Annotated in this window: 24 protein-coding genes and 2 riboswitches; of the genes, 16 read left to right on the top strand and 8 right to left on the bottom strand. The window is 64.1% G+C overall.

Annotated elements, in window-relative coordinates; all coding sequences use genetic code 11:
• Positions 1-2: 2 nt before the first annotated feature.
• The 3 genes from CH268_RS19695 to CH268_RS19685 form a co-directional block, all read right to left on the bottom strand.
• Positions 3-344 (bottom strand): WhiB family transcriptional regulator, encoded by a 342-nt coding sequence (locus CH268_RS19695; protein WP_371831882.1) that lies wholly within the window; start codon positions 342-344, stop codon positions 3-5.
• Positions 345-471: 127 nt separating this feature from the next.
• Entirely contained in the window at positions 472-873 is a 402-nt protein-coding gene (locus CH268_RS19690; RefSeq protein WP_094665646.1) for a hypothetical protein, read from the bottom strand.
• Positions 874-915: 42 nt separating this feature from the next.
• Positions 916-2,115, bottom strand: a complete 1,200-nt coding sequence (locus tag CH268_RS19685) for a hypothetical protein (protein WP_141215171.1) — start codon at positions 2,113-2,115, stop codon at positions 916-918.
• 235 nt (positions 2,116-2,350) lie between these two features.
• A riboswitch (SAM riboswitch) is annotated at positions 2,351-2,444 on the top strand.
• A gap of 213 nt (positions 2,445-2,657) precedes the next feature.
• Here CH268_RS19685 and CH268_RS19680 point away from each other — a divergent pair.
• The 4 genes from CH268_RS19680 to CH268_RS19665 all read left to right on the top strand — a co-directional run bounded on the left by CH268_RS19680 (position 2,658) and on the right by CH268_RS19665 (position 5,922).
• Positions 2,658-3,518 (top strand): amino acid ABC transporter permease, encoded by an 861-nt coding sequence (locus CH268_RS19680; RefSeq protein WP_441346990.1) that lies wholly within the window; start codon positions 2,658-2,660, stop codon positions 3,516-3,518.
• Positions 3,515-4,312, top strand: coding sequence for an amino acid ABC transporter ATP-binding protein (locus tag CH268_RS19675; RefSeq protein WP_094665643.1), 798 nt, complete (start codon positions 3,515-3,517; stop codon positions 4,310-4,312). Before CH268_RS19680 ends, CH268_RS19675 begins: the two co-directional genes overlap by 4 nt.
• A 42-nt stretch (positions 4,313-4,354) precedes the next feature.
• On the top strand, positions 4,355-5,329 hold the full coding sequence (locus CH268_RS19670) for an ABC transporter substrate-binding protein (protein WP_094665642.1): 975 nt from the start codon (positions 4,355-4,357) through the stop codon (positions 5,327-5,329).
• A 68-nt stretch (positions 5,330-5,397) separates the two neighbouring features.
• The gene (locus tag CH268_RS19665) at positions 5,398-5,922 is read left to right on the top strand and encodes a GNAT family N-acetyltransferase (protein WP_094665641.1); all 525 of its coding nucleotides are present in this window, start codon (positions 5,398-5,400) and stop codon (positions 5,920-5,922) included.
• 68 nt (positions 5,923-5,990) lie between these two features.
• Here the strand turns inward: CH268_RS19665 and CH268_RS19660 are convergent, their stop codons facing one another.
• Positions 5,991-6,323, bottom strand: coding sequence for a TfoX/Sxy family protein (locus CH268_RS19660; protein ID WP_094665640.1), 333 nt, complete (start codon positions 6,321-6,323; stop codon positions 5,991-5,993).
• A 148-nt stretch (positions 6,324-6,471) separates the two neighbouring features.
• Positions 6,472-8,379 carry an HNH endonuclease signature motif containing protein gene (locus tag CH268_RS19655; protein ID WP_094665639.1) on the bottom strand — a complete coding sequence of 636 codons (1,908 nt, stop codon included), beginning with the start codon at positions 8,377-8,379 and terminating at the stop codon, positions 6,472-6,474.
• Positions 8,380-8,749: 370 nt separating this feature from the next.
• On the opposite strand from CH268_RS19655, the gene CH268_RS19650 reads away from it, so the two are divergent.
• The 10 genes from CH268_RS19650 (at position 8,750) to CH268_RS19605 (ending at position 20,015) form a co-directional block, all read left to right on the top strand.
• Complete coding sequence (locus CH268_RS19650) at positions 8,750-9,256, top strand: hypothetical protein (RefSeq protein WP_141215170.1); 507 nt, start codon at positions 8,750-8,752, stop codon at positions 9,254-9,256.
• Positions 9,257-9,359: 103 nt separating this feature from the next.
• Positions 9,360-9,453, top strand: a riboswitch (SAM riboswitch).
• A 220-nt stretch (positions 9,454-9,673) separates the two neighbouring features.
• Positions 9,674-11,284: an ABC transporter substrate-binding protein gene (locus tag CH268_RS19645; RefSeq protein ID WP_441346986.1), complete on the top strand. Its 1,611-nt coding sequence runs from the start codon at positions 9,674-9,676 to the stop codon at positions 11,282-11,284.
• Entirely contained in the window at positions 11,281-12,261 is a 981-nt protein-coding gene (locus CH268_RS19640) for an ABC transporter permease (RefSeq protein WP_094665636.1), read from the top strand. The genes CH268_RS19645 and CH268_RS19640 overlap by 4 nt, the downstream gene beginning before the upstream one ends.
• The gene (locus tag CH268_RS19635) at positions 12,254-13,150 is read left to right on the top strand and encodes an ABC transporter permease (protein WP_094665635.1); all 897 of its coding nucleotides are present in this window, start codon (positions 12,254-12,256) and stop codon (positions 13,148-13,150) included. Before CH268_RS19640 ends, CH268_RS19635 begins: the two co-directional genes overlap by 8 nt.
• Positions 13,147-14,745 carry a dipeptide ABC transporter ATP-binding protein gene (locus CH268_RS19630; protein ID WP_094665634.1) on the top strand — a complete coding sequence of 533 codons (1,599 nt, stop codon included), beginning with the start codon at positions 13,147-13,149 and terminating at the stop codon, positions 14,743-14,745. Before CH268_RS19635 ends, CH268_RS19630 begins: the two co-directional genes overlap by 4 nt.
• Positions 14,738-15,817: an LLM class flavin-dependent oxidoreductase gene (locus CH268_RS19625; RefSeq protein ID WP_032388988.1), complete on the top strand. Its 1,080-nt coding sequence runs from the start codon at positions 14,738-14,740 to the stop codon at positions 15,815-15,817. The genes CH268_RS19630 and CH268_RS19625 overlap by 8 nt, the downstream gene beginning before the upstream one ends.
• 2 nt (positions 15,818-15,819) lie before the next feature.
• Positions 15,820-17,184, top strand: a complete 1,365-nt coding sequence (locus CH268_RS19620) for an NtaA/DmoA family FMN-dependent monooxygenase (protein ID WP_094665710.1) — start codon at positions 15,820-15,822, stop codon at positions 17,182-17,184.
• Positions 17,181-17,921: a DUF1684 domain-containing protein gene (locus tag CH268_RS19615; protein ID WP_255182450.1), complete on the top strand. Its 741-nt coding sequence runs from the start codon at positions 17,181-17,183 to the stop codon at positions 17,919-17,921. Before CH268_RS19620 ends, CH268_RS19615 begins: the two co-directional genes overlap by 4 nt.
• A complete protein-coding gene (locus CH268_RS19610; RefSeq protein ID WP_048316437.1) occupies positions 17,918-19,042 on the top strand; it encodes an LLM class flavin-dependent oxidoreductase in 1,125 nt (374 codons plus the stop codon). The genes CH268_RS19615 and CH268_RS19610 overlap by 4 nt, the downstream gene beginning before the upstream one ends.
• A gap of 37 nt (positions 19,043-19,079) precedes the next feature.
• Positions 19,080-20,015 carry an NADP-dependent oxidoreductase gene (locus CH268_RS19605; RefSeq protein ID WP_094665633.1) on the top strand — a complete coding sequence of 312 codons (936 nt, stop codon included), beginning with the start codon at positions 19,080-19,082 and terminating at the stop codon, positions 20,013-20,015.
• A gap of 24 nt (positions 20,016-20,039) precedes the next feature.
• On the opposite strand, the gene CH268_RS19600 is transcribed toward CH268_RS19605, so the two are convergent.
• Together CH268_RS19600 and CH268_RS19595 are read right to left on the bottom strand one after the other, a co-directional pair.
• A complete protein-coding gene (locus CH268_RS19600; RefSeq protein ID WP_094665632.1) occupies positions 20,040-20,897 on the bottom strand; it encodes an LLM class flavin-dependent oxidoreductase in 858 nt (285 codons plus the stop codon).
• Position 20,898: 1 nt separating this feature from the next.
• Positions 20,899-21,918: an aldo/keto reductase gene (locus tag CH268_RS19595; RefSeq protein WP_094665631.1), complete on the bottom strand. Its 1,020-nt coding sequence runs from the start codon at positions 21,916-21,918 to the stop codon at positions 20,899-20,901.
• A gap of 93 nt (positions 21,919-22,011) precedes the next feature.
• Between CH268_RS19595 and CH268_RS19590 the strand changes: the two genes are divergently transcribed.
• On the top strand, positions 22,012-22,602 hold the full coding sequence (locus CH268_RS19590) for a TetR/AcrR family transcriptional regulator (RefSeq protein WP_032391259.1): 591 nt from the start codon (positions 22,012-22,014) through the stop codon (positions 22,600-22,602).
• A 29-nt stretch (positions 22,603-22,631) separates the two neighbouring features.
• Here the strand turns inward: CH268_RS19590 and CH268_RS19585 are convergent, their stop codons facing one another.
• Positions 22,632-24,446, bottom strand: a complete 1,815-nt coding sequence (locus tag CH268_RS19585; protein ID WP_094665630.1) for an FAD/NAD(P)-binding protein — start codon at positions 24,444-24,446, stop codon at positions 22,632-22,634.
• A gap of 126 nt (positions 24,447-24,572) precedes the next feature.
• On the opposite strand from CH268_RS19585, the gene CH268_RS19580 reads away from it, so the two are divergent.
• Positions 24,573-24,983, top strand: coding sequence for a nuclear transport factor 2 family protein (locus CH268_RS19580; protein ID WP_027494254.1), 411 nt, complete (start codon positions 24,573-24,575; stop codon positions 24,981-24,983).
• The last annotated feature ends 169 nt before the right edge of the window (positions 24,984-25,152 follow it).

Below are 25,152 nucleotides of genomic sequence, written 5' to 3'. Positions count from 1 at the left end.
GCCTAACTCGCCCGCCGCTCGTGGTCGCGTCGCGAGTTGGCCCGATGCACCAGCCGTTCGCGGGCCGTCATGCCGCCCCACACTCCGAACGGTTCGTTGGCTGCCAACGCGAACCGCTTGCAGGCGTCGAGCACTCCGCAGCCTGCGCACACCTGCTTGGCGCGATCCTCGCGTTGGCGACGCGCCGTTCGCCCCTCACCAGAGGGGGAGAAGAAGATCTCCGAGTCCTGACCCCGGCACAGTGCGTCGAGCTGCCAGTCCCAGGATTCGGCGGCAGACGAGGAAATCCTGCGTTCGATCATGGCAATTGCGGTGTTCTTCGACGGGGCAAATTCGTTCGGCATCGTGGCGACCCATTCCTTTCGTCGACGCTGCGCGAGACTGCTCCCGCACAAGGCCATTCGCCAGGAACTCTCGCCGCGTCGCGGGCGCGAGGCAAGGGTTGGAATCAGGGTGATTCGAGGTCGCGGTTCAGGACACGTCGGGGGTGTACCGATAGAGGGCGTTCACTCGGTCGTCCAGCATGAACAGCGGAAGGATCACAGCCTGGATCGCGGCGATCACAGCAGGGAGATAGTCGCCTGCGGCGACACACACGAGACTGCCGAGACCGAACAGAATCAGTGTCGTACGGGGAAGAAGCCAGGTCGGCTTTCGGTCGGTTCGCCTGAGCGCGTACAGAATTGCGGCTGCGACCGCCACGAGGATGGCGCTGTGAGCGGCCAGACGTATCGAATCGGACGTGTCGGCCGCTTGGAAAGTGCCGATCACGACCAGCGAACCGAGAAAGACGACACTCGCTGCGTTCAGCTGCCGATAGCGCGGCGTTCTTCGAAAGCCATCGTCACCGATCCTGGCTTTCCGCACGTGCATGGGTCGAATTCTCGCACGAGGGTGGTGGAGTTCGTCGACCCTCTACAGATCCAACCCGGGGGCGGTTGCGAGCTCGACGAGCGAATCGACTGCGATGGTGTCGTCGAAACGCAACTGCACCACCGTGTTCGACGGTCTGAGCACACTGAGCCACTCGGTCGGTTCCGTCCCTATCGTGCGCAGGTCGGACCTGCGGGTCACCACGGTGCCGTCGGGTATAACACTGCGCACCGCGTCCGGATCGTCGGGCCAATCCTTGTTGTCCTCGAGGGATATCTCGACGTTCAGCTGTGCGGTGCCGCGCGAGGTGGTGAGAACGACTGCATTGCAGGCGCTTCCGCTTCCCGAGCGACCTGGCATCAGGTCGCCCACAGCAACATCGGTGGATGTGTTCGGAAACGTGGTTTCCCACTGCGTCTGGAGTGCCGATCCGATGCGCTCGACCACATCGCGTGGGAGTGGGGGAACGGGGAACTCGCGCGGTGATCCACAGTCGGCTCGCGCTGGTTTCGTACCTTCGGGGACGCGTGCGCTCACCCGCAGTTCGGGATTCGAGACGATGTCGCGGAGCTCGTCGGCCTCGAGGGGGAGTTCGGCCTCGGCTCCTTCGTTCGAAGTCCGTGCGTGGACGGTGGTGTCCGGGAAGTATGCGGTCGCTGTGCGTCGATGCGTCGATACCCCGTCGTACTCGGACACCGCATCCAGCACATCGACGACGGTGCCGTCGGGCAGCGTGGTCCGTTCGTCGACCGATCCCTCGGTGCACGGCGGAATCGCATCGTCCCACGCCTCTGCCGAGACCCGAAGTGGTGCAGCGACTCCTGCACGATCGACAACCCCGGATGCCGTGCTGTCCCCACTGATGTCCTCTACGGTCATGCCGCCCGACAGTTCGGCATTCTTCGAGTAGATCTGTATCGGTTGGAACACCAGTGAATTCGAGGGGGACGCGAACTGCACTTCGACGTCTGCGGGCAAGGAGCGAACCAAGGACTCCGACATCGCCGACGCCTTCTCGGCCGTCAGCCACGGGTAGTCGGGGTTGTCGTACGTGCCTGGGTAGGAACCGGTCAGGAAGGAGAACGTCTCGCCGGCGGGAACAACGACGTCACAACCCGGTATGTCCTCGACCTCGGGTTGCGAATCATGGGTGATTCCGGCTGCCACACAGCCCGCGGTGACGATCGCAGCGACGACCACGGCGTCGATCCACACTCCACTACGCCGTATGTCGAGTCGCACACGACAAGCCTAATCGGTGATCGAGTGGCTCACGAGTAGTGCGCAACTCCCGGTTCCGGTCCGAAGACCTGTTCTTCACATCCAGCGGCCCGCGTCGAATCCGGCGGCTCGGTGCCGGGGCATATTCAGCTGACACTCGGCAAACATCGTCGGTGGCAAGGGTTGAAATCATAGTGATTGTAACCGAATGCGCACGTGCACTTGACTTTTCGATAGATTGTTCTGTACGTTCCTGTCACCATCCAGAGCGACCGAGAGACCTTGGCTCGATGACGTCGCAGCAACCCCGCCATACGGCGTGTGGGTGCTACCGCCAGGACCGATGGAGGCACGCCCGATGAACATCGGTATCTGTACGCACGCTTGACCGATCGGCGTACTCACAGCACGAAATCTTCGAAAGGCAACCCAGCGATGATCGCTGCCCATCCGACCCGGCGGTTCCGGTGACTCAACTCGACTCTCGTCCCGTTGCGGATACGACGGACGACATTCCCGACGAACAGCTCGTCGTTGCACGCACGTGGCACCCGTGGCGCTGGGTGATCGCGGTCGCAACGCTGATCGTGGTCGGTCAGTTCCTGCACGGCTTCGTCACCAACCCCGGCTGGGATTGGGGCACCTTCGCGCAGTACTTCACTGCAGCATCGGTGAAGTCGGCGCTGTGGTTGACCATCCAGCTCACCTTCTGGGGAACGCTGATCGGTTTCGCCATCGGTATCGGCCTGGCGGTGGCCCGGCTGTCCGACAATCCTGTGCTGCAGGTTATTTCCTGGTTCTACATCTGGGCCTTCCGTTCCATCCCGTTGATCGTGCAGCTTCTGTTCTGGTTCAATATTGCGTACCTGTACCAGACTCTGTCTTTGGGAATTCCGTTCGGTCCCAGCTTCTTTCAATTCGACGTCAACAGCGTCATCAGTGGATCGACGGCGGCCATCATCGGCCTGGCCCTGCACCAAGCGGCCTACTCCGCCGAGATCGTTCGGGCCGGCATCATCTCCGTGGACCAGGGGCAACTCGAAGCTGCAGCAGCGCTGGGTATTCCGAAGAGGCGGGAGTTCTTCAAGATCGTTCTGCCGCAGGCGATGCGAGGGATTCTCCCCAACGCAGCCAACGAGGTGATCAGTCTGTTCAAAGGCACGTCGATCGTGTCGGTGATGGCCATTGCCGAATTGTTCTATCAGGTGCAAGTCATATACGGACGCAACGGGCGCGTGGTTCCGCTGCTCATGGTCGCGACCGTCTGGTACATCATTCTGACGTCGGTGCTGTCGATCGTGCAGTTCTACGTCGAGCGGCACTACGCCAAGGGCGCGGTACGCAACATTCCGCTGACGCCGATCCAGCAGATTCGCCACAAGCTCTCCAACGTCCCCTTCGCGCCGAGAGGGGCAACCCGATGACCACTCTCGATGCCTCCACATCCACTGCCGCAACGAGATACGCGGTCGAGGTGCGCGGCGTCCACAAGTCCTACGGCGGGCTCGAGGTGCTCAAAGGCGTCGACCTCCTCGTACGTCCCGGTGAGGTGACCGCGATTATCGGCCCCTCGGGTTCGGGCAAGTCGACCCTGCTGCGCGCTCTGAACCATCTGGAGAAGGTGGACCAGGGCACCGTCCGGATCGACGGTGATCTGGTGGGATATCGGCGCAAAGGCAACAAACTGCACGAACTCAGCAACAGGGAGATTCTGCGGCAGCGTTCCCAGATCGGTTTCGTGTTCCAGAACTTCAACCTCTTCCCGCACCTGACGGTGCTCGAGAACGTCATCGAGGCCCCGATCTCGGCGCAGAAGCGCACGCGCTCCGAGGTCGAACCCGAGGCGCTGGCTCTCCTCGAACGAGTCGGAGTGCACGCCAAAGCCCACGATTATCCGCGACGACTCTCCGGCGGACAACAGCAGCGGGTCGCCATCGCGCGTGCACTTGCCCTGCGTCCCACAGTCATTCTGTTCGACGAGCCGACGTCAGCGCTCGACCCCGAATTGGTGGGAGAGGTTCTCGAGGTCATCCGCGGCCTGGCACGCGATGGTGCCACCCTGGTGATCGTCACGCACGAGGTCGGGTTCGCCCGCGAGATCGCCGACACCGTCGTCTTCATGGATGGCGGCGTCATCGTCGAACAAGGCTCTCCTGCAGAGCTTCTTGATTCACCCCAGGAGGAACGCACCAAGTCGTTCCTCGCTCACGTTCTCTAGCTCTCACTCATGCTTCACCTGCACCCACGAACGGGGAAAGTCATGTCCGGATCATCTCGTAGGCTCGCGGTAGTAGCGTCGGCATTCGCTGTCCTGGCACTCACTGCGACAGCATGCAGCGAGCCCACTGCCGAATCTCAGGTCGTCACCGAGGACGGCGGATCGTTCGATCTTTCACCCGAGCAGGCCGACCGCGTTCGCGCCCAGAAGGTCGACGAAATCGCAGCGGAAGTGCCGCAAGCGATTCGCGATCGCGGCACCCTGATCGTCACCGGGGCGGGCGGTACCGCGCCACCGCTGCGTTTCTACGCGACCGACGACACCACCATCGTGGGGTCCGAGGTGGACTTCTCGTACCTGATCGCCGACATTCTCGGTCTCGACGTCGATCTTCAGGTCGCAGATTGGTCGCAGAACTTCGTGAAGATCGACTCCGGCGAGAACGACGTGTTCATCTCCAATGTCACCGTCACCGAGGAGCGCAAGGACAAGTACGACTTCGCGACCTATCGACTGGACAACCTCGCTTTCGAGGCGCAGAAGGACACCGATTGGACAGTCGAGAAGCGTCAGGACATCGCAGGCAAGAAGATCGGTGTCGGCTCCGGTACCAACCAAGAGCAGTTGCTGGTCGACTGGAACGAGCAGAACGTAGCCGAGGGTCTGGCTCCAGCCGAGATCGCTTATTACCAGAACACCTCCGATTACTACCTGGCGCTCGGGTCAGGCCGTATCGACGGGTACCTGGGACCCAATCCGTCCGCGGTTTATCACGCGGCAACCGGTGGTGAAACCAAGATCATCGGCACGTTCTCGGGTGCCGGAGATGCGCTGCAGGGTGAAATAGCAGTACTGACCAAGAAGGACAATGGGCTCATCGACGCCGTGCAGGACGCAGTGAACCACGCCATCGAGGACGGCAGCTATCAGAAGGTGATCGATCGTTGGGGCCTGCAGTCCGAGGCAGTGACCGAGTCCGTCATCAACCCGCCCGGGCTACCCCGCAAGGAAGGTTAGACAACTGAGCAGAGTTGACGTCGGCCGGGAAGCTGATCTGGTCGACAGTTAATCGAGACAGGAAGCACATGAGCGCGACGTTCGATGTCAACATTCGCACTGGTGACACGGGTCCAGGACGCGTGGACTTCGTCGAGGTCGATCAGCACGATCGGCTGGCGATGCCCCTGCTGCAAGAACTGGCGATCGAATATTCGTCCCGATACGGCCGGAGCCCCGGTGTCCAATACGAGGAACTGAAGTCCTATCCCGCCCGGGAGTTCGCACCGCCGGGTGGTGTGTTGGTAATTGCCTTGGCCGATGGCGTTCCTGTTGCCGGAGGTGCGTACCGGAAATACGACTCGGAAACCGCAGAGCTCAAACGTATCTGGACATCGAAAGTGCACCGCGGCAGGGGATTCGGCAGACTCGTCGTGGCCGAGCTGGAACGCAGCGCACGTGATCGCGGATATCGCAGGGTCTACCTGACGACCGGCTGGAATCAGCCCGAGGCCGTTGCGCTGTACCTGGCAGCTGGATACACCTCGCTCTACGACCGAAGTCTGCCGTCCAGAACAGTCGGATCGCACCCCTTCGAGAAGAGTCTCGAATGAGCCCGGTTCAGTGATGCCCGACTACGGCCCGAGTGGGGTGCGGTATCGCCGAGCAATGTTTGTCAGCCCTACGTGTCGGCGTGGTGTTCCAGAGCTGCACCGACCCAGAACTGCAGTGCCTGTTCGCTCGTCAGCGCTTCTGCATCGACGGTGATCCAGCCTTCACCCATCGACCGCCCCTTGCCCATGACGGCATGGTGGGCCCCATCGAGCTGGAGGTATTCGGGTTCGCGTACCCCGTCCACACGAACAAGCAAGGCACGGTTTTCGGTGCCGACACACACCACCATTCTGTCTCGCACCATGAACGCCAGACCGCCGAACATCTTCTGCTCACGCAGACTCTCCTGGTCCCTGAGAGCGTCGCGGATGCGGTCCGCAAGAAGCTCGTCGTACGCCATGCGCTCGTACTCCTCCTGTGATGGTTGTATCGATGGAACCCCCTGGTCGTATCGAGCGCAACTGTGGGTCGACGCAAGGGGGGGGATTCGGTATCTGCGTTGCAGTCCTGCCGGAGGCAGGGCTGTGCCGTGGTGGTGGTGTGGGGCGTCATGCGGGTTGTCGTGGTTCTTCGTCGCCGGTGTCGCCTGTGTCGCGGGTGTTGTCGTTGTGGTGGTCGGGTGGGTAGAGGACTTCTTCTGGGTGGTGTGCGTGATTGATCAGCCCACGGCGTGTGGGGTCCATCCCTGTTGGTGGGTGCCACAGGGTGCGGCCTGGATAGCGGTGTCCTGCTGTGGTTTTGGTGGTGGCCCACTTTCCGGGTCCGGTGCCGACGAGTGCGTGGTGCATGTCGCATCCGAAGGTGAGGGAGTCGATGTCGGTGGGTCCGCCCTCGACCCAGTCGTCGAGGTGATGGGACTGGCACCAGGTTGCCGGTCGGGTGCAGGAGGGGAAGCTGCAACCCCTGTCTCGGGCGATGAGGACGATGCGTTGGTCGGCGGAGGCGATGCGTTTGGATCGGCCGAGGTAGAGGGCTCTGCCGTTGTCGTCGAAGATGGTGAGGTAGTGGTGGGCGTGCGAGGCCATGCGGATGGCGTCGCGGATCGAGACGCGGGATCCGGTGGCGGTCATGGCGTAGCCGCAGCCTGCGTCGAGGTCTTTCAGACTCATGGTGACGATGGCGGTGACGGGTAGGCCGCGGTGGGTGCCGAGGGTGCCGGAGGCGAGGGTGTGCCGGAGCGCCATTTTCAGGGCGTCGTGGCGGCGTTCGTTCTGGGTGCGTAGATCTCGCGCGGCGGCAGCGTCCCGCACGGCCGTGTCCCGCACTGCGGTGTCCGGTGCGTCATCGTAATCGTCACCGTCACCGTCACCGTCGCCGTCAGCGCAAGCGTCGGCGTCGTATCCGGAGTGGGCACTGGGTTCAGCAGTGCCTGCCGTGCCGTCGTATCCGTCGGAGTCGAGCGTGTCGTCGGGCATTGTGCGGCAACCACAGTCGTCACCGTCGCACTCGCCTTCGCAGCAGTCCTCGTCACCGCAGTCGTCGTCACTGCAGTCACTGTCCCCGTTGCGGGGCGTCCCATCCCACAGGCCTGCATCGCTCGACCCGGCATCACCGGACGACGGCTCGGACGTCGGCTCGGGCTGCTCTGCAGTGGACTTGCTGTCAGCTTCATCCTCGTGGACGATCGATGTCGGGTCGGCAGGATTGTTCACCCCCGGCTTCGCGGCCTTGGAGAACAGAGCTTCGAGGTAGGCCCGTAGCTCCGAGTCGACGCAGAACTTCCCCTCGGACATTCCGTCGGACCCCTGCTCACCGAGGTAGAAGAACGCATCCCGTTTCCGTGGCCTCGGCTTCGCGTTCTTGTCCTCGTCTTCGTCTTCGTTCTCGTCGAAGTCGCCGTCGGGGTCGAGGATCGAGTCCAGGTGCGCCACCAGTGGCGCGAAGTCGTCGGGCCGTCGGGTCGAGGCGAGACCCACCAATTGCTGTTCGGCGCGATCGCGTGTCTGCGGATCGACACTCGACGGCAGATGCCGGAAGAATTCGCGGATCATCTGCACATGCTTGGCATCGAGCAACCCTGCCCGCACCGCTGCAGCGGTGCGCGGCAACAACGGAGGCAGAACTTCGCCGGACAATGCGGTGCGGTCACCCAACTCCGCGGCCAGACGTACCCGCGCCCCGGCCGCGCGTGGGGTGATTCGCAGCATCCACGCCACCGCGCACGGCACCGACCCCGGATACACATCGAGGCCGTGCTGTGCGATCAACTCGTTGAGCCAGGTGTGCGAATACGCCGTCACAGACCGCGACACAGTTTCCATGCGTTGGATCACCGCACGCCGGTCGGCATTCGACCACGACACCGACGCCTGCCCCGCCAACTCGGCGACCGCCAACTCGGCGACCGCCAACTCCACCGCCTCGACCAACACAGCCAGTTCGGGATCGGACACGTCAGGGGCAGGCGGCACCGTCTCGATGCCGTCCACCCCTGATCCGCCGTCCCCCGAAAGCATGAACAGAATCTATCGCGACCCACCGACAAGTATTCGAACGTACGTTCCCGCATCATTTGGCTGTCGCTGCGGCCCAGCTGGAGTCGGAGCACGGCACTATGCGGCCAATTACATATGGACCAAAAGTGTGACGTTGTCGGTTTTGTACAACCACGAGTCGCGAAGATGCTGGTGGCGGCGTTCAATATCCCCCAAGGCGGACGTAACGACCACAGCAGCGTTGCTTGCATCGGTGACGAAAGCCACTGCTCGACGGTATCTCCGAACGCGACTGTCGAGCCGGTGTCCAATGTTGTGTGTTGACCCAGTGGGGATGATCGACATGAACGACTCGTGTGGCTCCGCGGTTTCGTGCAGTTCGCCCAAGGACATGATCACCCGTCTCCAGTTCGGCACCGCCGACCTGTGGCCAGAGGACGCGGCGCTTCCTGCCCGCTGGCGCTACATGGCCGATCTGGTCGACTCCGATCGCGGCATTCTCGCTGAGCTCCACGGTTCGGTGTCGGCACCGGTGGCGGATGCTCTCGCTGCGGCTGCGGAACTGTGCAGACAATCGGCCGATGAGCCTGTGACCGCCGGAGACTGGGCGCTACTCGGACGAGCACTGGCGTGGCTCGGCCCCGGCGGTTCCGATATCGATCGCGCGTTGCTTGCTGTGGGAGAAGAATTGACACTGATCGGTCTCGACGGTGCGGAACAGGACTTCTCGGTCGCGACCTGGCTCTGCATGGACGTCCTCGTCCGATTCGCTCATGCCGGCGAAGCGATCGACTACTGGGTGCACCGCGTGAATGCGCCAGAGTTGAACAAAGTTGCGTCGCATGATGATTCGAGATCTTGCGCGAGTGGGAGCGCTGGACTGGCGCTGGCCGTCTGAACGGTAGGCGTCGGTCCGACCGCGCTTCTCGCGTCTGTTATCGGCGGGTTTTCCTACCCCGGTTGGCAACCGGGGCGATGCTCTCGTAGTATCGGAAACTGTAGGACCATCCAGAGCGACCGAGAGACCTGGCTCTATGACGTCGCAGCAACCCCCCGCTCGTCGGGTGAGGGTGCTACCGCCGGGACCGATGGAGGATTGCACGTGAACACCCGAGTTGCCGCAGGCTTCGTCAACGGTTGCCGCCGTCTCCATGTCGATCTGTGCCGCCTCAACGGTTCGACCTGTCGCAGCTGACATTTCGTCACAACTCGTCCTTCACACCTCACCTCATCATCTGCGCGCACTCCTTCCTGGGCACACCCAGCTCGGATGCGGGATCGTGCGCGCGATCGACCAGATATCGGAGACACCTACGTGTCCACTCGTCCTGCATTCCTGGTGGCCGGCCTGATCGCCACTACGGCCACAGTCCTCGCCGGATGCGCCGGTGGTGCCGCCACCACGGCCGCCGACGCCGGTCCGGCCCAGTCCGGCGGAACTTTGCGTTACGGCTTGTCCGGGGCCCCGACCTGCTCGGATCCCGCCCAGTCCGGCACCAACCAGACCATCTACGTGACCCGTCAGGTCGTCGATTCACTCACCGATCAGAACCCCGAAACCGGTGAGATCGAACCGTGGCTGGCCGAGCGGTGGGACGTGGGTCCCGATGCGAAATCCTTCACATTCACGCTGAAGGACGGCGTCACCTTCAGTGACGGCACGGTGCTCGACGCGGCGGCGGTGAAGGCGAATTTCGACGCGATCATCGGCCTCGGTGCAGCGAAGGCACCGTTGGCGGCGAGCTATCTGACCGGCTATCAGAGCGCGACGGTGGTCGACCCCTCGACGGTGCGCATCGACTTCGCAGCACCGAATGCGCAGTTCCTGCAAGCGAGTTCGACACCTCAGCTCGGAATTCAATCCATCGCGACCTCGGCGCAGTCGGCCGAGTCGCGGTGCTTGGGTACCAATATCGGATCGGGACCGTTCACCTACGCGGACTACCAGCAGGACCGTTCAGTCAGTCTGGCCAAGCGAAGCGGATACAACTGGGGTTCAGCGGTATTCGGTCACACCGGCGAGGCCTATCTCGATCGCATCGAATTCACCATCGTGCCCGAGTCGGGCGTTCGCACAGGAAGCTTGTCCTCCGATCAGCTCGACGCCGTCAGCGACGCGTTGCCGCAGGACGCTCCGCAGATCGAAGCGACCGGCGGCCGAATTCTGACCACCTCGAACCCGGGAGTCCCGTTCGGCATTCAGCCCAACGTCACTCGCGGGGCGCTACAAGACCCCGCCGTCCGGACGGCCCTGGTACCGGCGATCAACCGTCAGGAACTCGTCGATACCGTCCTCGGGCCCGACTTCCGCACGGCGACAAGCACGTTGGCCAGCGCCACCCCAGGTTACGTCGAACTCGCCGATGTCACCTACGATCCCGAGAAGTCGAAATCGCTGCTCGACGACGCCGGCTGGGTTCCCGGTGCCGACGGAATCCGTGAAAAGGACGGGCAGAGGCTGAGTTTCGAGGTCATGTACTCCGCAGTGTTCGCTGGCAACCAGGCGATCCTGGAGTTGACGCAGCAGCAGCTACGTGCGGTGGGCGTCGACCTGCAGCTCGAGTTGGTCTCGACGTCCGAGGCGACAGCACGTCAGGGCACCAAGGACTACGACTCCACGTACTACAACAGCACCCGCGCCGACGGCGACATTCTGCGCACCACGTTCGCCGTGGACGGACGTAACCTGAACGCGCGCGGCCCGATTCCCAATCTGGATGCATCGCTGACCGATCAGCTCTCGACCACCGATCTAACGGCGCGCAACGACATCCTCGCCACCGCTCAGCAGCAGGTGCTCGACAACGGACTGTGGATCCCCACCATCGAGCTGTCGCAGGCCGTCGGCGCGGCGTCGAAAGTGCAGGACCTGAAGTTCGAGGCCTCCGCTCGACTGCAGTTCTTCGATACCTGGCTGAGCGCATGATCCGGTACCTCGGGCAGCGCGTACTGCAGGCAGTGGCAGTGCTGTGGGCCGCGTTCACCATCTCGTTCGGCGTGCTGTTCCTGCTGCCCTCGGACCCGGTCAGTCTCGCTGTCGACTCTGCCGGTTCGGGCACACCGGTCGACGCGGCGGCCGTCGCAGAATTGCAGGCCCGCTACGGTTTGGACCAGCCGGTGTGGGTGCAGTACTGGCATTCGCTGACCGGGGCTGTGCAGGGCAATTTCGGATTGTCCATCGCCACCGGACAGCCGGTGACGACGGCGATCCTCGATGCCGTGCCGAGCACGCTCGGCCTCGCAGGCACCGCACTGGTATTGGCGGTCGTGTTCGGGTCGGCACTGGCGTATGCCGCGACGTACACCCGAACGCCGTGGCTCGAGAATCTGTTGTTCGCACTCCCGCCGCTCGGGGTGGCTGTACCGACCTTCTGGGTGGGACTGCTGTTGCTGCAACTGTTCTCGTTCCAGTTGAGGTGGTTCCCGGCCTTCGGTGACGCCGGAGCGGCTGCACTGGTGTTGCCTGCGGTCACGTTGGCATTGCCGACCGGTGCGGTCATCGCTCAGGTGTTGGCCACCAGCATGTCGACTACCTGGAAGCAGCCGTTCGTCGATGTTGCTCGCGCCAAGGGCGTCTCGCGGCTACGGGTGCAAACGCGGCATATAGCGCGGCTGTCGTCCATCCCGGCTTTCACGATCGCGGGTGTGTTGGTGGGGACGCTGCTCGCCGGATCGGTCGTCGTCGAGACGGTCTTCTCGCGGGCCGGAGTGGGACGGCTGACCCAGACCTCGGTGTTGGCCCAGGACATTCCGGTGGTGCAGGGCATCGTGGTGTTGACCTCGCTGGTGTTCGTCGTGGTGAACCTGGCCGTGGACCTGCTGTATCCGCTGATAGACCCGCGCATCGTGCGCGAGTACAAGCCTGCGCGCGCAGTCGCGGAACCGGAGAAAGCGCATGTCTGACATTCTGATTCGTGATCTCCAGATTCAGGCGGAGGCGTCGCCCAAGGCAGAGTCGGTGCCGTCGACAGCTCGTCGTCGCCGGGTTGTGACGAACGCCCTGAAGCACGTGTGGCTTACCTCGTCCGCGCTCGTGTTGCTGCTCGCGCTGGGATTCGCACTCTTCCCCTCCGTGTTCGCGAGCGGAGACCCGTTGGTGGGCGTGCCCGCCGACAAGCTCCAGGCCCCCAGCACGTCACATTGGTTCGGCACCGACAACATCGGCCGTGACGTCTTCACCCGCGTGGTCCACGGCTCCGGTCTGTCGTTGACTGCGACACTGCTCGCGGTCGGGATCGCACTGGTCGTCGGATCGCTCGTCGGCCTGATCTCCGGGGCAGTCGGGGGCCTCGTCGACGCCGTGCTGATGCGCATCGTCGATGTGCTGCTCTCGATTCCGACGCTGCTGCTGTCGCTGGCCCTGGTCACAGCGCTCGGCTTCGGAACCGTCAACGTTGCCATCGCCGTGGGGGTCACCCTCATCGCCAACTTCGCCCGGGTCATGCGGTCGGAGGTGTTGCGTGTGCGTCGATCGCTGTATGTCGAGGCGGCGTACGCCTCGGGTGTGCGATGGTTCGACGTCTTTCGCCGACACATCCTCCGCAACTCGTACGGTCCCGTGATTGCCCTCGCAGCAGTCGAATTCGGTATGGCGGTCCTGGCGGTCTCGGCGTTGAGCTTCCTGGGATTCGGCGCTGTTCCGCCTACACCGGAGTGGGGATCGCTGATCTCCGAGGGTCGGAACTTCCTCGCCACCGCCTGGTGGATGACCACCTTGCCGGGCCTGGTGATCGTGGCAGTCGTGCTGTCCGCGCACCGTCTCGGGCACGCACTCGAGAGGCGATCCGAATGAGCCCCATCCTCGAAGTCGACAACCTCACGGTCGGCTACGGCACGACGACGGCCGTGCGCGGAATTTCGTTCACCGTCGAACGCGGCGAGGTACTGGCCGTCGTAGGCGAATCCGGTTCGGGAAAATCCACCACGGCCCACGCGGTCATCGGCTTGCTGGCCGGCAACGGCCGGATCCGAAGTGGCTCGGTGACCTTCGACGGCCGGCGCCTGGACACCGCATCGGACAAGACACTGAATCGCCTGCGCGGTCGGCATATCGGGCTCGTCCCGCAGGATCCGACCACCTCACTGAACCCCGTCGTACGCGTCGGAGACCAGGTGGCCGAGGTGCTGCGTGTGCACGGGTTGGCAGATCGGCGTACCGCGAAGCTCGAGGCGATCCGCATTCTCACCGACGCGGGCCTCGACAACCCCGAGGTGCGGGCACGCCAGTACCCGCAGGACCTGTCCGGTGGGCAGCGGCAGCGGGTACTGATCGGTATCGCTCTCGCGTGCCGCCCCGAACTGGTGATCGCCGACGAACCGACCAGCGCCCTGGACGTCACCGTGCAACGACGCATCCTCGACCATCTGGACGCCCGAATTGCCGAGACGGGTGCCGCAGTTCTGTTGATCACGCACGATCTGGGCGTTGCGGCCGATCGCGCCGACCGGCTGGTCGTCATGAGTGGTGGTGAGATCGTCGAAACCGGTCCGACTGCAGAGGTGTTGGCGAACCCCACCCATCCCTACACACAGAAGCTGCTCGCGGCCGCGCCGTCTCTGAACTCGACGCTCCGTCCGGCCAGGACGGGTGCGGGCGATCCAATTCTGTCCGTCTCGTCGGTGTCGAAGCGTTTCGCCATCGGACGAGGCGTTCACCTGGATGCGGTGCGAGACGCCACGATCACGGTCGAGCGGGGTCGAACCGTCTCTGTCGTCGGCGAATCCGGTTCGGGGAAGTCCACCCTGGCGCGTATCGCGATCGGCCTGGAAACACCCTCCGCGGGCACGGTCACGTTCGACGGAATCGATGTCACCGGCCTTCGTGGCACGGCGAGGCGGGAGCTGCGGCGTCGAGTCCAGATCGTCTATCAGAACCCGTACGCATCACTGAACCCGAAGTTGCGCGTCGGCGAGATCGTGCGAGAACCGCTGGACGCGTTCAAGATCGGGACGTCCCGAGACCGCTCGGCGCGTGCCGCGGAACTGCTCGACCAAGTGGCTCTGAGCAGTGACCACCTGGCGCGTCGCCCGGCCGAGTTGTCGGGTGGTCAGCGTCAACGCGTCGCAATCGCTCGGGCACTGGCGTTGGCACCGGAGGTGGTGGTGCTCGACGAGCCCGTATCGGCCTTGGACGTGTCGGTGCAGGCACAAATTCTTTCGCTGCTCGGCGATCTGCAATCCGAGTTCGGTCTGAGCTATCTGTTCATCTCGCACGACCTGGCCGTGGTTCGCCAGATCAGCGACACCGTGGCTGTGATGCAGTCGGGTGTGATCGTCGAATATGGCAGCACCGCTTCGATATTCGACAACCCCCAGCAGGAATACACCCGCGAGTTGCTCGCGGCCATCCCAGGAACAGTGACACAGAGAGTGGGTACCGGTGTCTGACAAGCTTTTCGTCACGGCAATCGAACCGAGGGGAACCGGCGCACATCCACAGGCGTGGCGGCGACAGGATTCTCGCGCCGAGGAAGTGTTCACCGCGGCATTCTGGATCGATCAGCTCCGCGCGGCAGACCGGGCCGGAATCGATCTGGTCTTCCTCGCAGACTCTTTCGCTTCCCGGACCCTCGAGGCGGTTGCCGTGGCAGCCCGGGCTGCTGCGCTCACCGAACGCATCGGTTTGATCCCGACGGTCACCGTCACCCACACCGAGCCGTTCCACATCTCCAAGCAGATCGCGAGTCTGGACTTCGCCTCACACGGTCGCGCAGGTTGGCAGGTCGAGGTGTCCGGCGGCGCGGAGCAGGCAGCACTGTTCGGGCGTAAGGGCGAGCAGGACGAAGAGAGCCTGTGGCAGGAGGCCGACGAGGCCATCGAGGTCGTCACTCGGCTGTGGGACAGCTGGGAGGACGACGCCGAGATTCGAGACGCTGCGACGGGTCGGTTCGTCGACCGAGACAAGTTGCACTACATCGACTTTCAGGGTGAGCACTTCTCGGTCAAAGGGCCGTCCATCACGCCGAGGTCACCTCAAGGACAGCCACTGGTAGCAGTGCGCGCCCACTCCGCCGAATCCACCGCGGTAGCGGCCGCCAGAGCGGACATCGTGCGGATTGCTGCAGACTCGATCGAGGGCGCAGCTGCCCTCGCGGCGCGTGTTCGGCGGGCCGTCGTGGCCGAGGGCCGCGACCCGGTGGACGTGTTCGTGCTACTCGACGTCGAGACCTTGGTGTCGGAGACCGCGGCCGAAGAATTGGCGCAGCTCGACAACTGGGCAGGCCGGGTACGTACGCCGCAATCGCTGCAGTACGTGGGCGACGTCGCCGGGCTGAACTTGCTACTCGGAGCGGCCGAATCCGCGGGACTGGACGGGGTCACCCTCGTGCCGCTCGCGCTTCCGTCGGGAGTGAAGACACTCCCGGCCACGGACAGCAGAACCGGAGCGACGGTGCGCGAGCGCCTCGGCCTGGCTCGTCCGACAAATCGTTTTGCAGCACCCGAAAGGAACAGTCGGTGACGATCTCGAAGCGGACCAAGAAGCAGATCCACCTCGGCGCGCATTTCCCTGGCGTCAACAACACCACCGTCTGGACCGACCCGGCGTCGAAGAGCCAGATCGAATTCGATTCGTTCGTCCACCTGGCCGAGTCCGCAGAGCGTGGGCTGTTCGACTTCTTCTTCCTCGCCGAAGGTCTGCGATTACGCGAGCATCGCAACAAGATTCACGATCTCGACGTCGTCGGCCGCCCGGACACGCTCACGGTGTTGAACGCGTTGGCATCGGTGACGACGAAGCTCGGACTCGCCGGGACGATCAACACCACGTTCAACGAGCCCTTCGAGCTCGCCAAGCAGTTCTCTTCGCTGGACCACCTGTCCGACGGGCGCGCGGCGTGGAACATGGTGACCTCGTCCGACGCGTTCACCGGAGAGAACTTCCGACGCGGTGGCTACCTCGACCGGGCCGACCGCTACGTGCGAGCGAACGAGATCATCGACGTCGCCCGAGAGTTCTGGGATTCGTGGCAGTCCGATGCGTTCGTCGTCGATCGGGATCGAGGTGTCTTCGGCCGAGAATCCGAGATCCGCAGGGTCTCGCATTCGGGTCCTCAATTCGATGTGACGGGCCGCTTCACGTTGCCGCGCAGTCCGCAGGGACACCCGGTGTTGTTGCAGGCCGGCGATTCCGATGAAGGTCGTGAGTTCGGTGCGGCCAAGGCGGATGCGATCTTCACCATCCACGGAACGCTGGAGGACGGGCAGAAGTTCTACGCCGACGTCAAGGGAAGGTTGGCCAAATACGGCCGCGAGCACGCAGACCTGAAGGTGCTGCCCGCCGCCACGTTCGTCCTCGGGGACTCGGCTAAGGATGCAGCCGAGAAGGCCGACCATATTCGGCACCAGCAGGTCAGCGGCAAGACTGCCATCTCGTTTCTGGAGCAGGTGTGGGGACGAGACCTGTCCGAGTACGACCCGGACGGACCGCTGCCCGACGTCGAGCCGAGCGGTGACGTGAGCATCACCCGTGGTCGCGCTCGCCACGGTGACCCGAGAACCCTTGCGCAGCAGTACCGTGAGCGTGCCGAGGCCGAGAACCTGAGCATCCGGGAGCTCATCATCGCGGTAACGACCCGGCAGCAGTTCGTCGGAACGCCGGCACAGGTAGCAGAGGACATCGACAGCTACGTCCAGAACGATGCGTGCGACGGGTTCATTCTCGTCCCGCACATCACACCGGCCGGGCTCGACGAGTTCGTCGACAAAGTCGTCCCACAACTGCAGGATCGCGGTAGTTTCCGTACCGAGTACACCGGGAACACGCTGCGTGATCACCTCGGTCTGCGTCACCCGTACCAACAGCGTGAAGGAGTGCGAGCATCGTGAGTGAATTCGAGCAGGACTGGAAGCAGTGGCACGCGGACCGGGAAGCGTCCTACGGCGATCCATTGGGATGGTTGTCGCTGACCGGATTGTATTGGCTCACCGACGAGTTGGAGATTGTCGCCGATCTGCCCGGTCGATGGCGGGCCGACTCGGACTCGGTGACCGTCGAGGGGGTGGACGGTGTTACGACGCTGAATCCGGTGGAGGGTGCGCCCGGGATCCTCGTCGACGACGGTGAACGCCGTATCGAGGTCATCCGCCGCACCGGCGCGGTGGCGCTACGGGTCCACGATCCGAAAGCCTCGACCCTGCAGTCCTACAACGGAATACCGGCCTACGAACCCAGCGAGGAGTTCGTGGCCCGCGCCACGTTCACGCCCTTCGACGCCCCGGTCACCGTGACGACAGGTGCCGTGGTCGAGGGTCTCGAACACCACCACACTGCGGTGGGCACCCTCGATTTCGAGCTGGCCGGTACGGCCCAGCAGTTGGTTGCGTTCGGCGGCAACGACACTGGTCTGAAGGTTCTGTTCACCGATGCCACGAGCGGGGTCACCACGTACCCGGCAGCGCGGATCCTTGCTGTGGCGGAACCCGAGGGTGGCTCCGTGGCACTCGATTTCAACCGAGCGGCGAACCCGCCGTGCGCGTTCACCGACTACGCGACGTGCCCGGTCGCGCCGGCGGAGAACCGGCTGACGGCGGCTGTCGAAGCAGGGGAGAAGACGCCCGGATGACGCGCGTGCCGCTGTCCGTTCTCGACCTGGCACCGATCAGCGCTGGGTCGAGCACTGCTCAGGCGCTCCGAAATTCGCTCGATCTGGCACGACAGGCCGAAGAGTGGGGCTACGAGCGCTACTGGGTTGCCGAGCATCACTTCGTCGCTGCAGCCAGTTCTGCGCCTGCCGTACTGGTGGGTTTGATTGCGGCTGCCACCAACCGCATTCGTGTCGGATCGGCTGCGGTCCAGCTCGGTTTCACGACAGCTGCTGCCGTAGTGGAATCCTTCGGAACGGTGGACGCGCTGTATCCGGGTCGTATCGATCTTGGTGTGGGTCGATCCGGGCAGCGCAGAGCAGCAGCCCTGACCGGTGCACAGCAGGCTGCGCCCGAGCACGCGGTGTCATCGGAACCCGGTGGACTGTTTCCAGTGGCGCCCGCTGCGGCGACCCCACGAACGACCCCGCTGCTGGCTGCGTCACTGGCTGCGCTGCAGCAGCCACACGCTGAGGTCCCGGAATTCGTCGATCAACTCGACGACCTTGTTGCGCTGCTTGCCGGTAGCTACGAGCGCGACGGGGTGCCGTTGACGGCACGCCCGGGTGCCGGGGCCGATGTGGCGCTGTGGCTGTTCGGCAGCAGCGCTGGGCCGACTGCCCGTGAGGCCGGTGCCCGCGGTCTGCCGTTCGCGGCGAGTTATCACTTCAGCCCGGGGACGACTCTCGAGGCGATCGGCGAGTATCGCCGTGCCTTCGTGCCGTCGGCCCGGTTGTCCTCGCCGTACGTGGCGGTGTCGGCCGATGTGGTTGTTGCAGAATCGGATTCGCGCGCCCGAGAGCTTGCAGCGTCTTTCCCGCAGTGGGTGCACAGCATTCGCAGCGGTCGAGGTGCGATCGAGTATCCGGATCCGAACAATGTGGCACCTCTGACCGACGAGGAGTACCAGCGCGTAGCGGATCGGGTGGACACCCAGATCGTCGGGTCTGCGGCGACGGTCGCGGTGAAGCTCGACGCCCTGCAGGAAGCGACCGATGCGGACGAACTTGTGCTCACCTCGGTCACATACGACCATGCGGACCGGCTGCGCTCGTACGAATTGCTCGGTAGGGAATGGGGACTGCCGCGCCTGCGGATCTGAGCGGAACATTTGCGTCGTGGTGACCGTTGTACCGCGCATGACACGAGTTGCAGTTGCAGCGTCCTACGGTGGACCGGACGTCATCGAGATCGTCGAACGAGAGCTGCCTGAACCGTCCGAGGGCCAGGTTCTGGTCGAGGTCAAGGCGATCGGCGTCAACCCCTTCGACTACAAGAGCTACAGCGGCGCCTTCGGTACCGACGGGTCGAAGCTTCCGATTGCGTTGGGCAGCGAGGCGTCGGGCATCGTGGTGGCGGTCGGAGGAACCGTCGAGGGCCCGGTCGGTCCTGTCGCCGTCGCCGACGCGGTGGTTGTCTCCGGCCAGAACGGTACGTACGCCGAGCGGATTCTGGTTCCTGCGCGGTTCGTGTTCCAGAAGCCGGAAGCGTTGGACTGGAACGTTGCTGCGGGAGTACTCGCCGTGGCTGGAACGGCCTACGACGCACTCGAATCCGTCGATGTCACGAGTGGAGACACTGTTCTCGTGCATGGAGCGGCAGGCGGCGTCGGGTCCGTGGTGGCTCAGCTCGCTCTGGAGCGCGGGGCCACCGTCATCGGGACTGCGCGCCAACAGAACCACGACGCGCTCCGGTCCTACGGTGTCGAGCCCGTCGAATACGGCGACGGACTGATCGACCGGGTACGAGCAGCCGCACCGAATGGGGTGGATGCGGCAATCGACACGGTGGGCACCGACGAGGCCGTCGACGTCTCTCTCGAATTACTGACGGACAGAGCGAGATTGGTCAGCACGGCCGCCTTCGGGCGAGCTTCGGCAGACGGGTTCCTCACCGTCGGTGGGCCGGTGAGTATGGAGCGTCGACGCCTCGCATCCCCGGTGCTGCTGGAGCAGGCGGGTGCAGGCGTATTCGAGGTCACGGTTGCCAAGACGTTTCCCCTCGCCGATGCGGCGAGAGCACACGCCGAGCTGCAGTCGACGCACCCGCGCGGCAAGTTCGTCCTGATTCCTTGACGAAAAGTTTTGGCGCACCGGTTCTTACGAGCGGCCGATGAACTCCTCGGTCACTCTCTGCGCGATGCCGTCGGGATAGGGTCCGGGGAGGATGAGAACGACATGATCGAATCCGGCGGCCACCGCGTCGCCGATGTCGTTTCTCAACCTCTCGGGTTCTTCGAACGACACCCCGAGAGCGATCGATCGGGTGATCGCCCCTGGATCGCGCCCGATCTCGGCGCAGTACCGGTCGAGTAGTCTGCCTCGGTCCAGTGCGTCGGCCAGGTCCCCACCGGGAATGTTCCATACGTCGGCGTGTTCGGCGACGAGGCGCAGCACTCCTGCAGCCCGGCCGCCGATCACGATCGGCGGGCCCGGTCGCTGAATCGGTTTCGGATTCTGGAACGCCCCGACGAGGTCGACGTGGCTGCCGTGAAAGTCGAAGGGTTCGCTCTCGGTCCAGAGCCTACGAATCACCGTGAGCGATTCACCCAGTCGCGCAACAGCGTTCGCAGCGTCGCTGTAGGGCAGCCCGCTCCCGTCGTACTCCCGTCTCGCCATCGGCACGCTCGGCCGTGATCCGGCACCGATGCCGAAGTCCAGCCGCCCGTCCGCGACCGTGTCGACCGTGACGGCGATCTTCGCGAGAACCGCGGGTGGACGGATCCGATTGCTGGTGACCATGATTCCCAATCGCAACCGCTCGGTACGAGCGGCCAATGCGGACAGCATGGTCCAGCCTTCGAAGATCGGGCCGTCGAGGTCACCGCCGATGGGCATCAGGTGATCGAACAGCCACGCGTGCTCGATTTCCGGAATGCCGTCTGCCTCGCGCCACACCCGGAGCAGGTCGGCGTAGGAGACGTTCTGGGGAGGGGTCATGATCCCGTAGCTGACCATGTCAGCGTCTCCGCAGGGAGGCGTCGAGCAGTGCCGGCGGGGTGTCGAACTTGTCGTCCGGCGCGAGATCGAGTCCCGGAGATACGATCTCGTCGATTCTGTCGAGGACATCGGCCGGGAGGACGGTGTCGGCGGCAGCGAGCTGCGAGTGTAGGTGCTCGACGGTACGCGGCCCGACGATCGCGCTGGTGACTCCCGGATGAGCCGTCACGAAACCGAGTGCGAGTTGGATCAGTGTCAGTCCGGCTTCGTCGGCAACACCGACCAGTTTCTCGACGGCGTCGAGTTTGGCCCGTCCCGTGGGAGTGTCCGTGCCGAATCGCTCGGGCATCATCGCCGCGCGGTTGGTGGTGGTCTCTCGCCCGGCCCGGATGGCTCCGGAGAGGAAGCCGCCCGCCAGGGGACTCCACGCGAGAACGCCCATTCCGTACTCCTGCGCGACCGGAAGGACGTGGGATTCGATGCCGCGCTGCAGGATCGAGTACGGCGGCTGCTCGGTGACGAACCGCCCGAGACGGTGCTCCCGTGCGGTCCACTGCGCCTGCACGATTCGGTAAGCCGGGTAGGTGGAGGAGCCGAAGTTTCGAATCTTCCCGGCACGCTGCAGATCTGTCAGCGCCGAGAGGGTTTCCTCGTCGCTCGTGGTGGGGTCCCAGCGGTGTATCTGGTAGAGGTCGACGTGATCGGTACCGAGTCGGCGCAGACTGTTCTCCAGTTCGGTGACGATCCAGCGGCGGGAGCTGCCCTGATGATTGCGTTCGTCGCCCATGGGGTTGAACACTTTGGTGGCCAGCACGATGTTCTCGCGCCGACCTTCGATCGCCTTGCCGACCATTTCCTCGGATTGTCCCTGGCTGTACATGTCCGCGGTGTCGATGAGGTTGATACCGCCCTCGAGTGCGGCGTCGACGATCGCGGTTGCCTCGTCTTGCGTGGTGCGTCCGATGGCACCGAAGTTCATCGCGCCGAGCGAGAGAGTGCTGACCTGGACGCCGGTGCGTCCCAGTGTGCGGTATTGCATGGGGATCTCCTTGTGGCCTCTGGAGGGGTTACTCTGCGAGTAAGCGGAACAACGTTCCGTAAACAAACATACGGAACGTTGTTCCGTTTGTCGATGGCTGGAGGAACAGTGACCGAGGCCGAAGCCGAGCAGCCCAGAAAGCGGGCGGATGCGAGGCGCAACGAAGCGACCCTGCTCGACGCGGCGGCGGCTGCGTTCGTCGAGTCGGGAGTAGAAGTGCCGGTGCGCGATATCGCCAGGCGGGCCGGCGTCGGCGTGGGAACCATCTACCGGCACTTCCCGACGCGGGGCGACCTCGTCGTCGCCGTCTTCCGACATCAGGTGGAGGCCTGCGCCGTCGCCGGCCAGAAGCTTCTCGCCGGCCGCGAATCGCCGCACGCGGCGTTGGTGCTCTGGATCGATCGGTTCGTCGACTTCCTGGTCACCAAACACGGTCTGGCCGAGGCCATGCAGTCGGACAGCGCCGGATTCGAGACCTTGCACAGCTACTTCCTGAACCGGCTGGTTCCGGTGTGCGAGTCGTTGCTCGACGCCGCTGCGGACTCGGGGGAGATCGCCCCGGGGCAGACCGCATTGGAGTTGATGCGGGCGGTCGGCAACCTGTGCATCGGTGCCACGGACAGCCGCTACGACCCGCGCAAGATGGCGCGGGTGCTGATCGCCGGACTGCGCATCGCGCCGTGATCCGGTCCGTTGTTCGGCCGACCGACGGTTCAGCGGCTGTGCCGCAGTAGTTCTGCCGCGAGCTGGTCGTTGTGTCGGAAGAACCCGGCGTTGGTCCTCGGCCGCGGAAAGGCACTCGACCACGTGTGTCCGGCGACCCACGGACCCACCGCGTAGCGGTTCTCGGCAACCTCTCCCGACGCGGTGATCAATCGAGAGCGCCCGTCGACTGCTACTTTCGCTGCGCTGTGCTCGGTGGCGCGGATGTCGGTGATGTCGCCGCGCGTATGCAGGGTGCGAAGCAATTCGTCTCCGGCGGCGGCGATCGATGCGACGGGTAAGCGCGCGTCGATCAGAGTGTCGGCGTGCACCACCACATCGTGTGCAGAGCTACGGGCGACGAACGACCCGTTCTCCGGGGAGAAGGTGACATCGGGGCCGAGGAAGTGAACGATGTTCGCCCGGCTGAGGGCCAGGAGTTGTTCGAGCCGTTCCGGTGGCGGACCGCTCGCGACGAAACTGAAGAACGAGTGCAGCCACCCTTCCACATCGCCTGCGACCGACTGCGCCCGAATGCGCCCGCGTCGCAACAACTCTCCGATGGTCATGTACACCGAGAGCAGTGCCGAGAAGACGGCGGCATCCGAGCTGTAGTAGGGATCTGCTCGACGACGAAGGTCCGTCTCGATGTAGGTCTGCAGCTCGGTACGTACCTCGTCGAGTCCATCGAAACGCCGTCCGGCAAAGGGCTTGTCGAGCCGTGCCAGATCGATGCGGTCCTCGTCCTTCGGAACGAATTGCTCCACGAAGGCGGTGAGTTCCTGCGATCCCCAGGTGATCTCGCTCAATCCGATCTCGAACTCCGTCCAGGAGCCGACTGTTCGCTCGGGGTGGGCCGTGAACAACTCGTAGTAATGAGCCCAGGCCAGTTCTTTGGATGCGAGCGGCCAGATTTCGTCGCGGAAGTGCAGAGGGCCGTGGCCGGGGAAGGCGTCGGCGGTGAAGAACTTCGGGAGGGGCGGGCGCGCCGCGGCGATGTCGTAGGAGATCTTCGCGTGGTACGGAACTCCGCGCCGCGAACCCGTATAGAGAATCGGTTCGCGGCCGGAGGCGGTGTACTCGAGCACGCCGTCCGCGTTGCGGGCGAACGATCCACCGCGAGTTTCCGCGAGCAACACCATCCAGTCGATGAATGCCAATCCGAGCCCGGCAATCAGCACCGGTTCTCCCGCAGGCACTCGGCTGGGATCGAGATCTGCGGTGTATCCGGGGCCGATGTACGTCAGCCCATGGGTTCGGGAGAACTCATCGAGCTGTGATTCACGGTGCGATGCAAGCGCATCCGGATGTCCCTGGGCCAAGAGCACGGCATCGGCGCGGATGGTCGACCCGTCGTCGAGTAGCAGTACCTGGTCGGCGGTCAGGTCCGTCACCCGTGCTCGATGAACGTGAACGTGCGTGTCGGTGTCGGCAACGGCGTGCTCGAACACCCAGCTGAGGTAGCGACTCTGTAGAGTCCGCGACGCGAAGGAATGCGGACCGAAATCGCGCAGTTCGTCCCGCAATTCGGGGTCCTGGCGCAGGGTGTCGGCATGTTCCAGAACCCACTGCGCCAGCGTCGGACCGGGGCGGATCGGACCGTCGACGACGGTGGTGTCGTCGGTGAACATGGTGACGTCGGCGGCCACCGAATTCATCCACAGCAGCGGTGGTTGACTGCTACGCCAGATGCGACCGGCCCCCGGAGGGAACGGATCGACGACGTGGATGTGCAGCTCCGCATCGGACCGGCGCGCCAGCAATCGTTCGAGTACACCGGTGCCGCGTGGACCCGCTCCCACAATGGCGATAGTGAACGATTTCACCGGCGGCCCTCCGTCTGACACTGTCCCGCTACGACAAGTATGCACACGCCGAAAGTCGTTGCTGCAGGGGCAAAAAATCACGATGAGCGAATGTCTTGCGTCCTGGCGGTCGACTACTCTTGCTTCATGAACTCGTCCGCGGACCACTTGGTCGAGCAGTACCTCGATGCACTTCGACGGGCCGACGTCGATGCGGTCCTGACTCTGTTCGCACCCGGTGCGGTTGTGCACTCGCCGCTGTACGGACCGACGCCCGCATCCGACTTCTATCGCGCGCTTTTCGCGGACACCTCGGGTGCGACGCTGACCTCGAAGGGCGTCGCCGAAGGTCGTACGTCCGAAGGCGCTCGACTCGTCACGTTCTGGTTCCATTTCGACTGGAGACTGCCCTCGGGTGTGGCGGCCCCGTTCGACGTGGTCGACGTCGCCGAACTCGACGAGAACGGACGCATCTCTGCACTGTCCATCGTCTACGACACCGTGGATGTGCGGCCGGTCTTCGAGCGCGAAACCGGGTCCTCATGGAGGTCGACGTAGGTCGCACGACCTGATCGGTGACAGTAGAGAGGTGGTCCGGGCCCGCAAAAGCGGTGACCTCGTGCTGACACTGCGCGTCTACGTACCGGCATCTACGTCGTTCGAATCAGCGTGATCGCAACGGGTGTGCTCTACAGCGGATGAACCTAGGGTCCACGTATGACCTGGC

The organism is Rhodococcus sp. 06-1460-1B (assembly GCF_002258475.1).
Lineage (GTDB): Bacteria > Actinomycetota > Actinomycetes > Mycobacteriales > Mycobacteriaceae > Rhodococcoides > Rhodococcoides fascians.
Note: the sequence above shows the minus strand (reverse complement) of the source record. Positions and strands in the feature narration are given on the sequence as shown.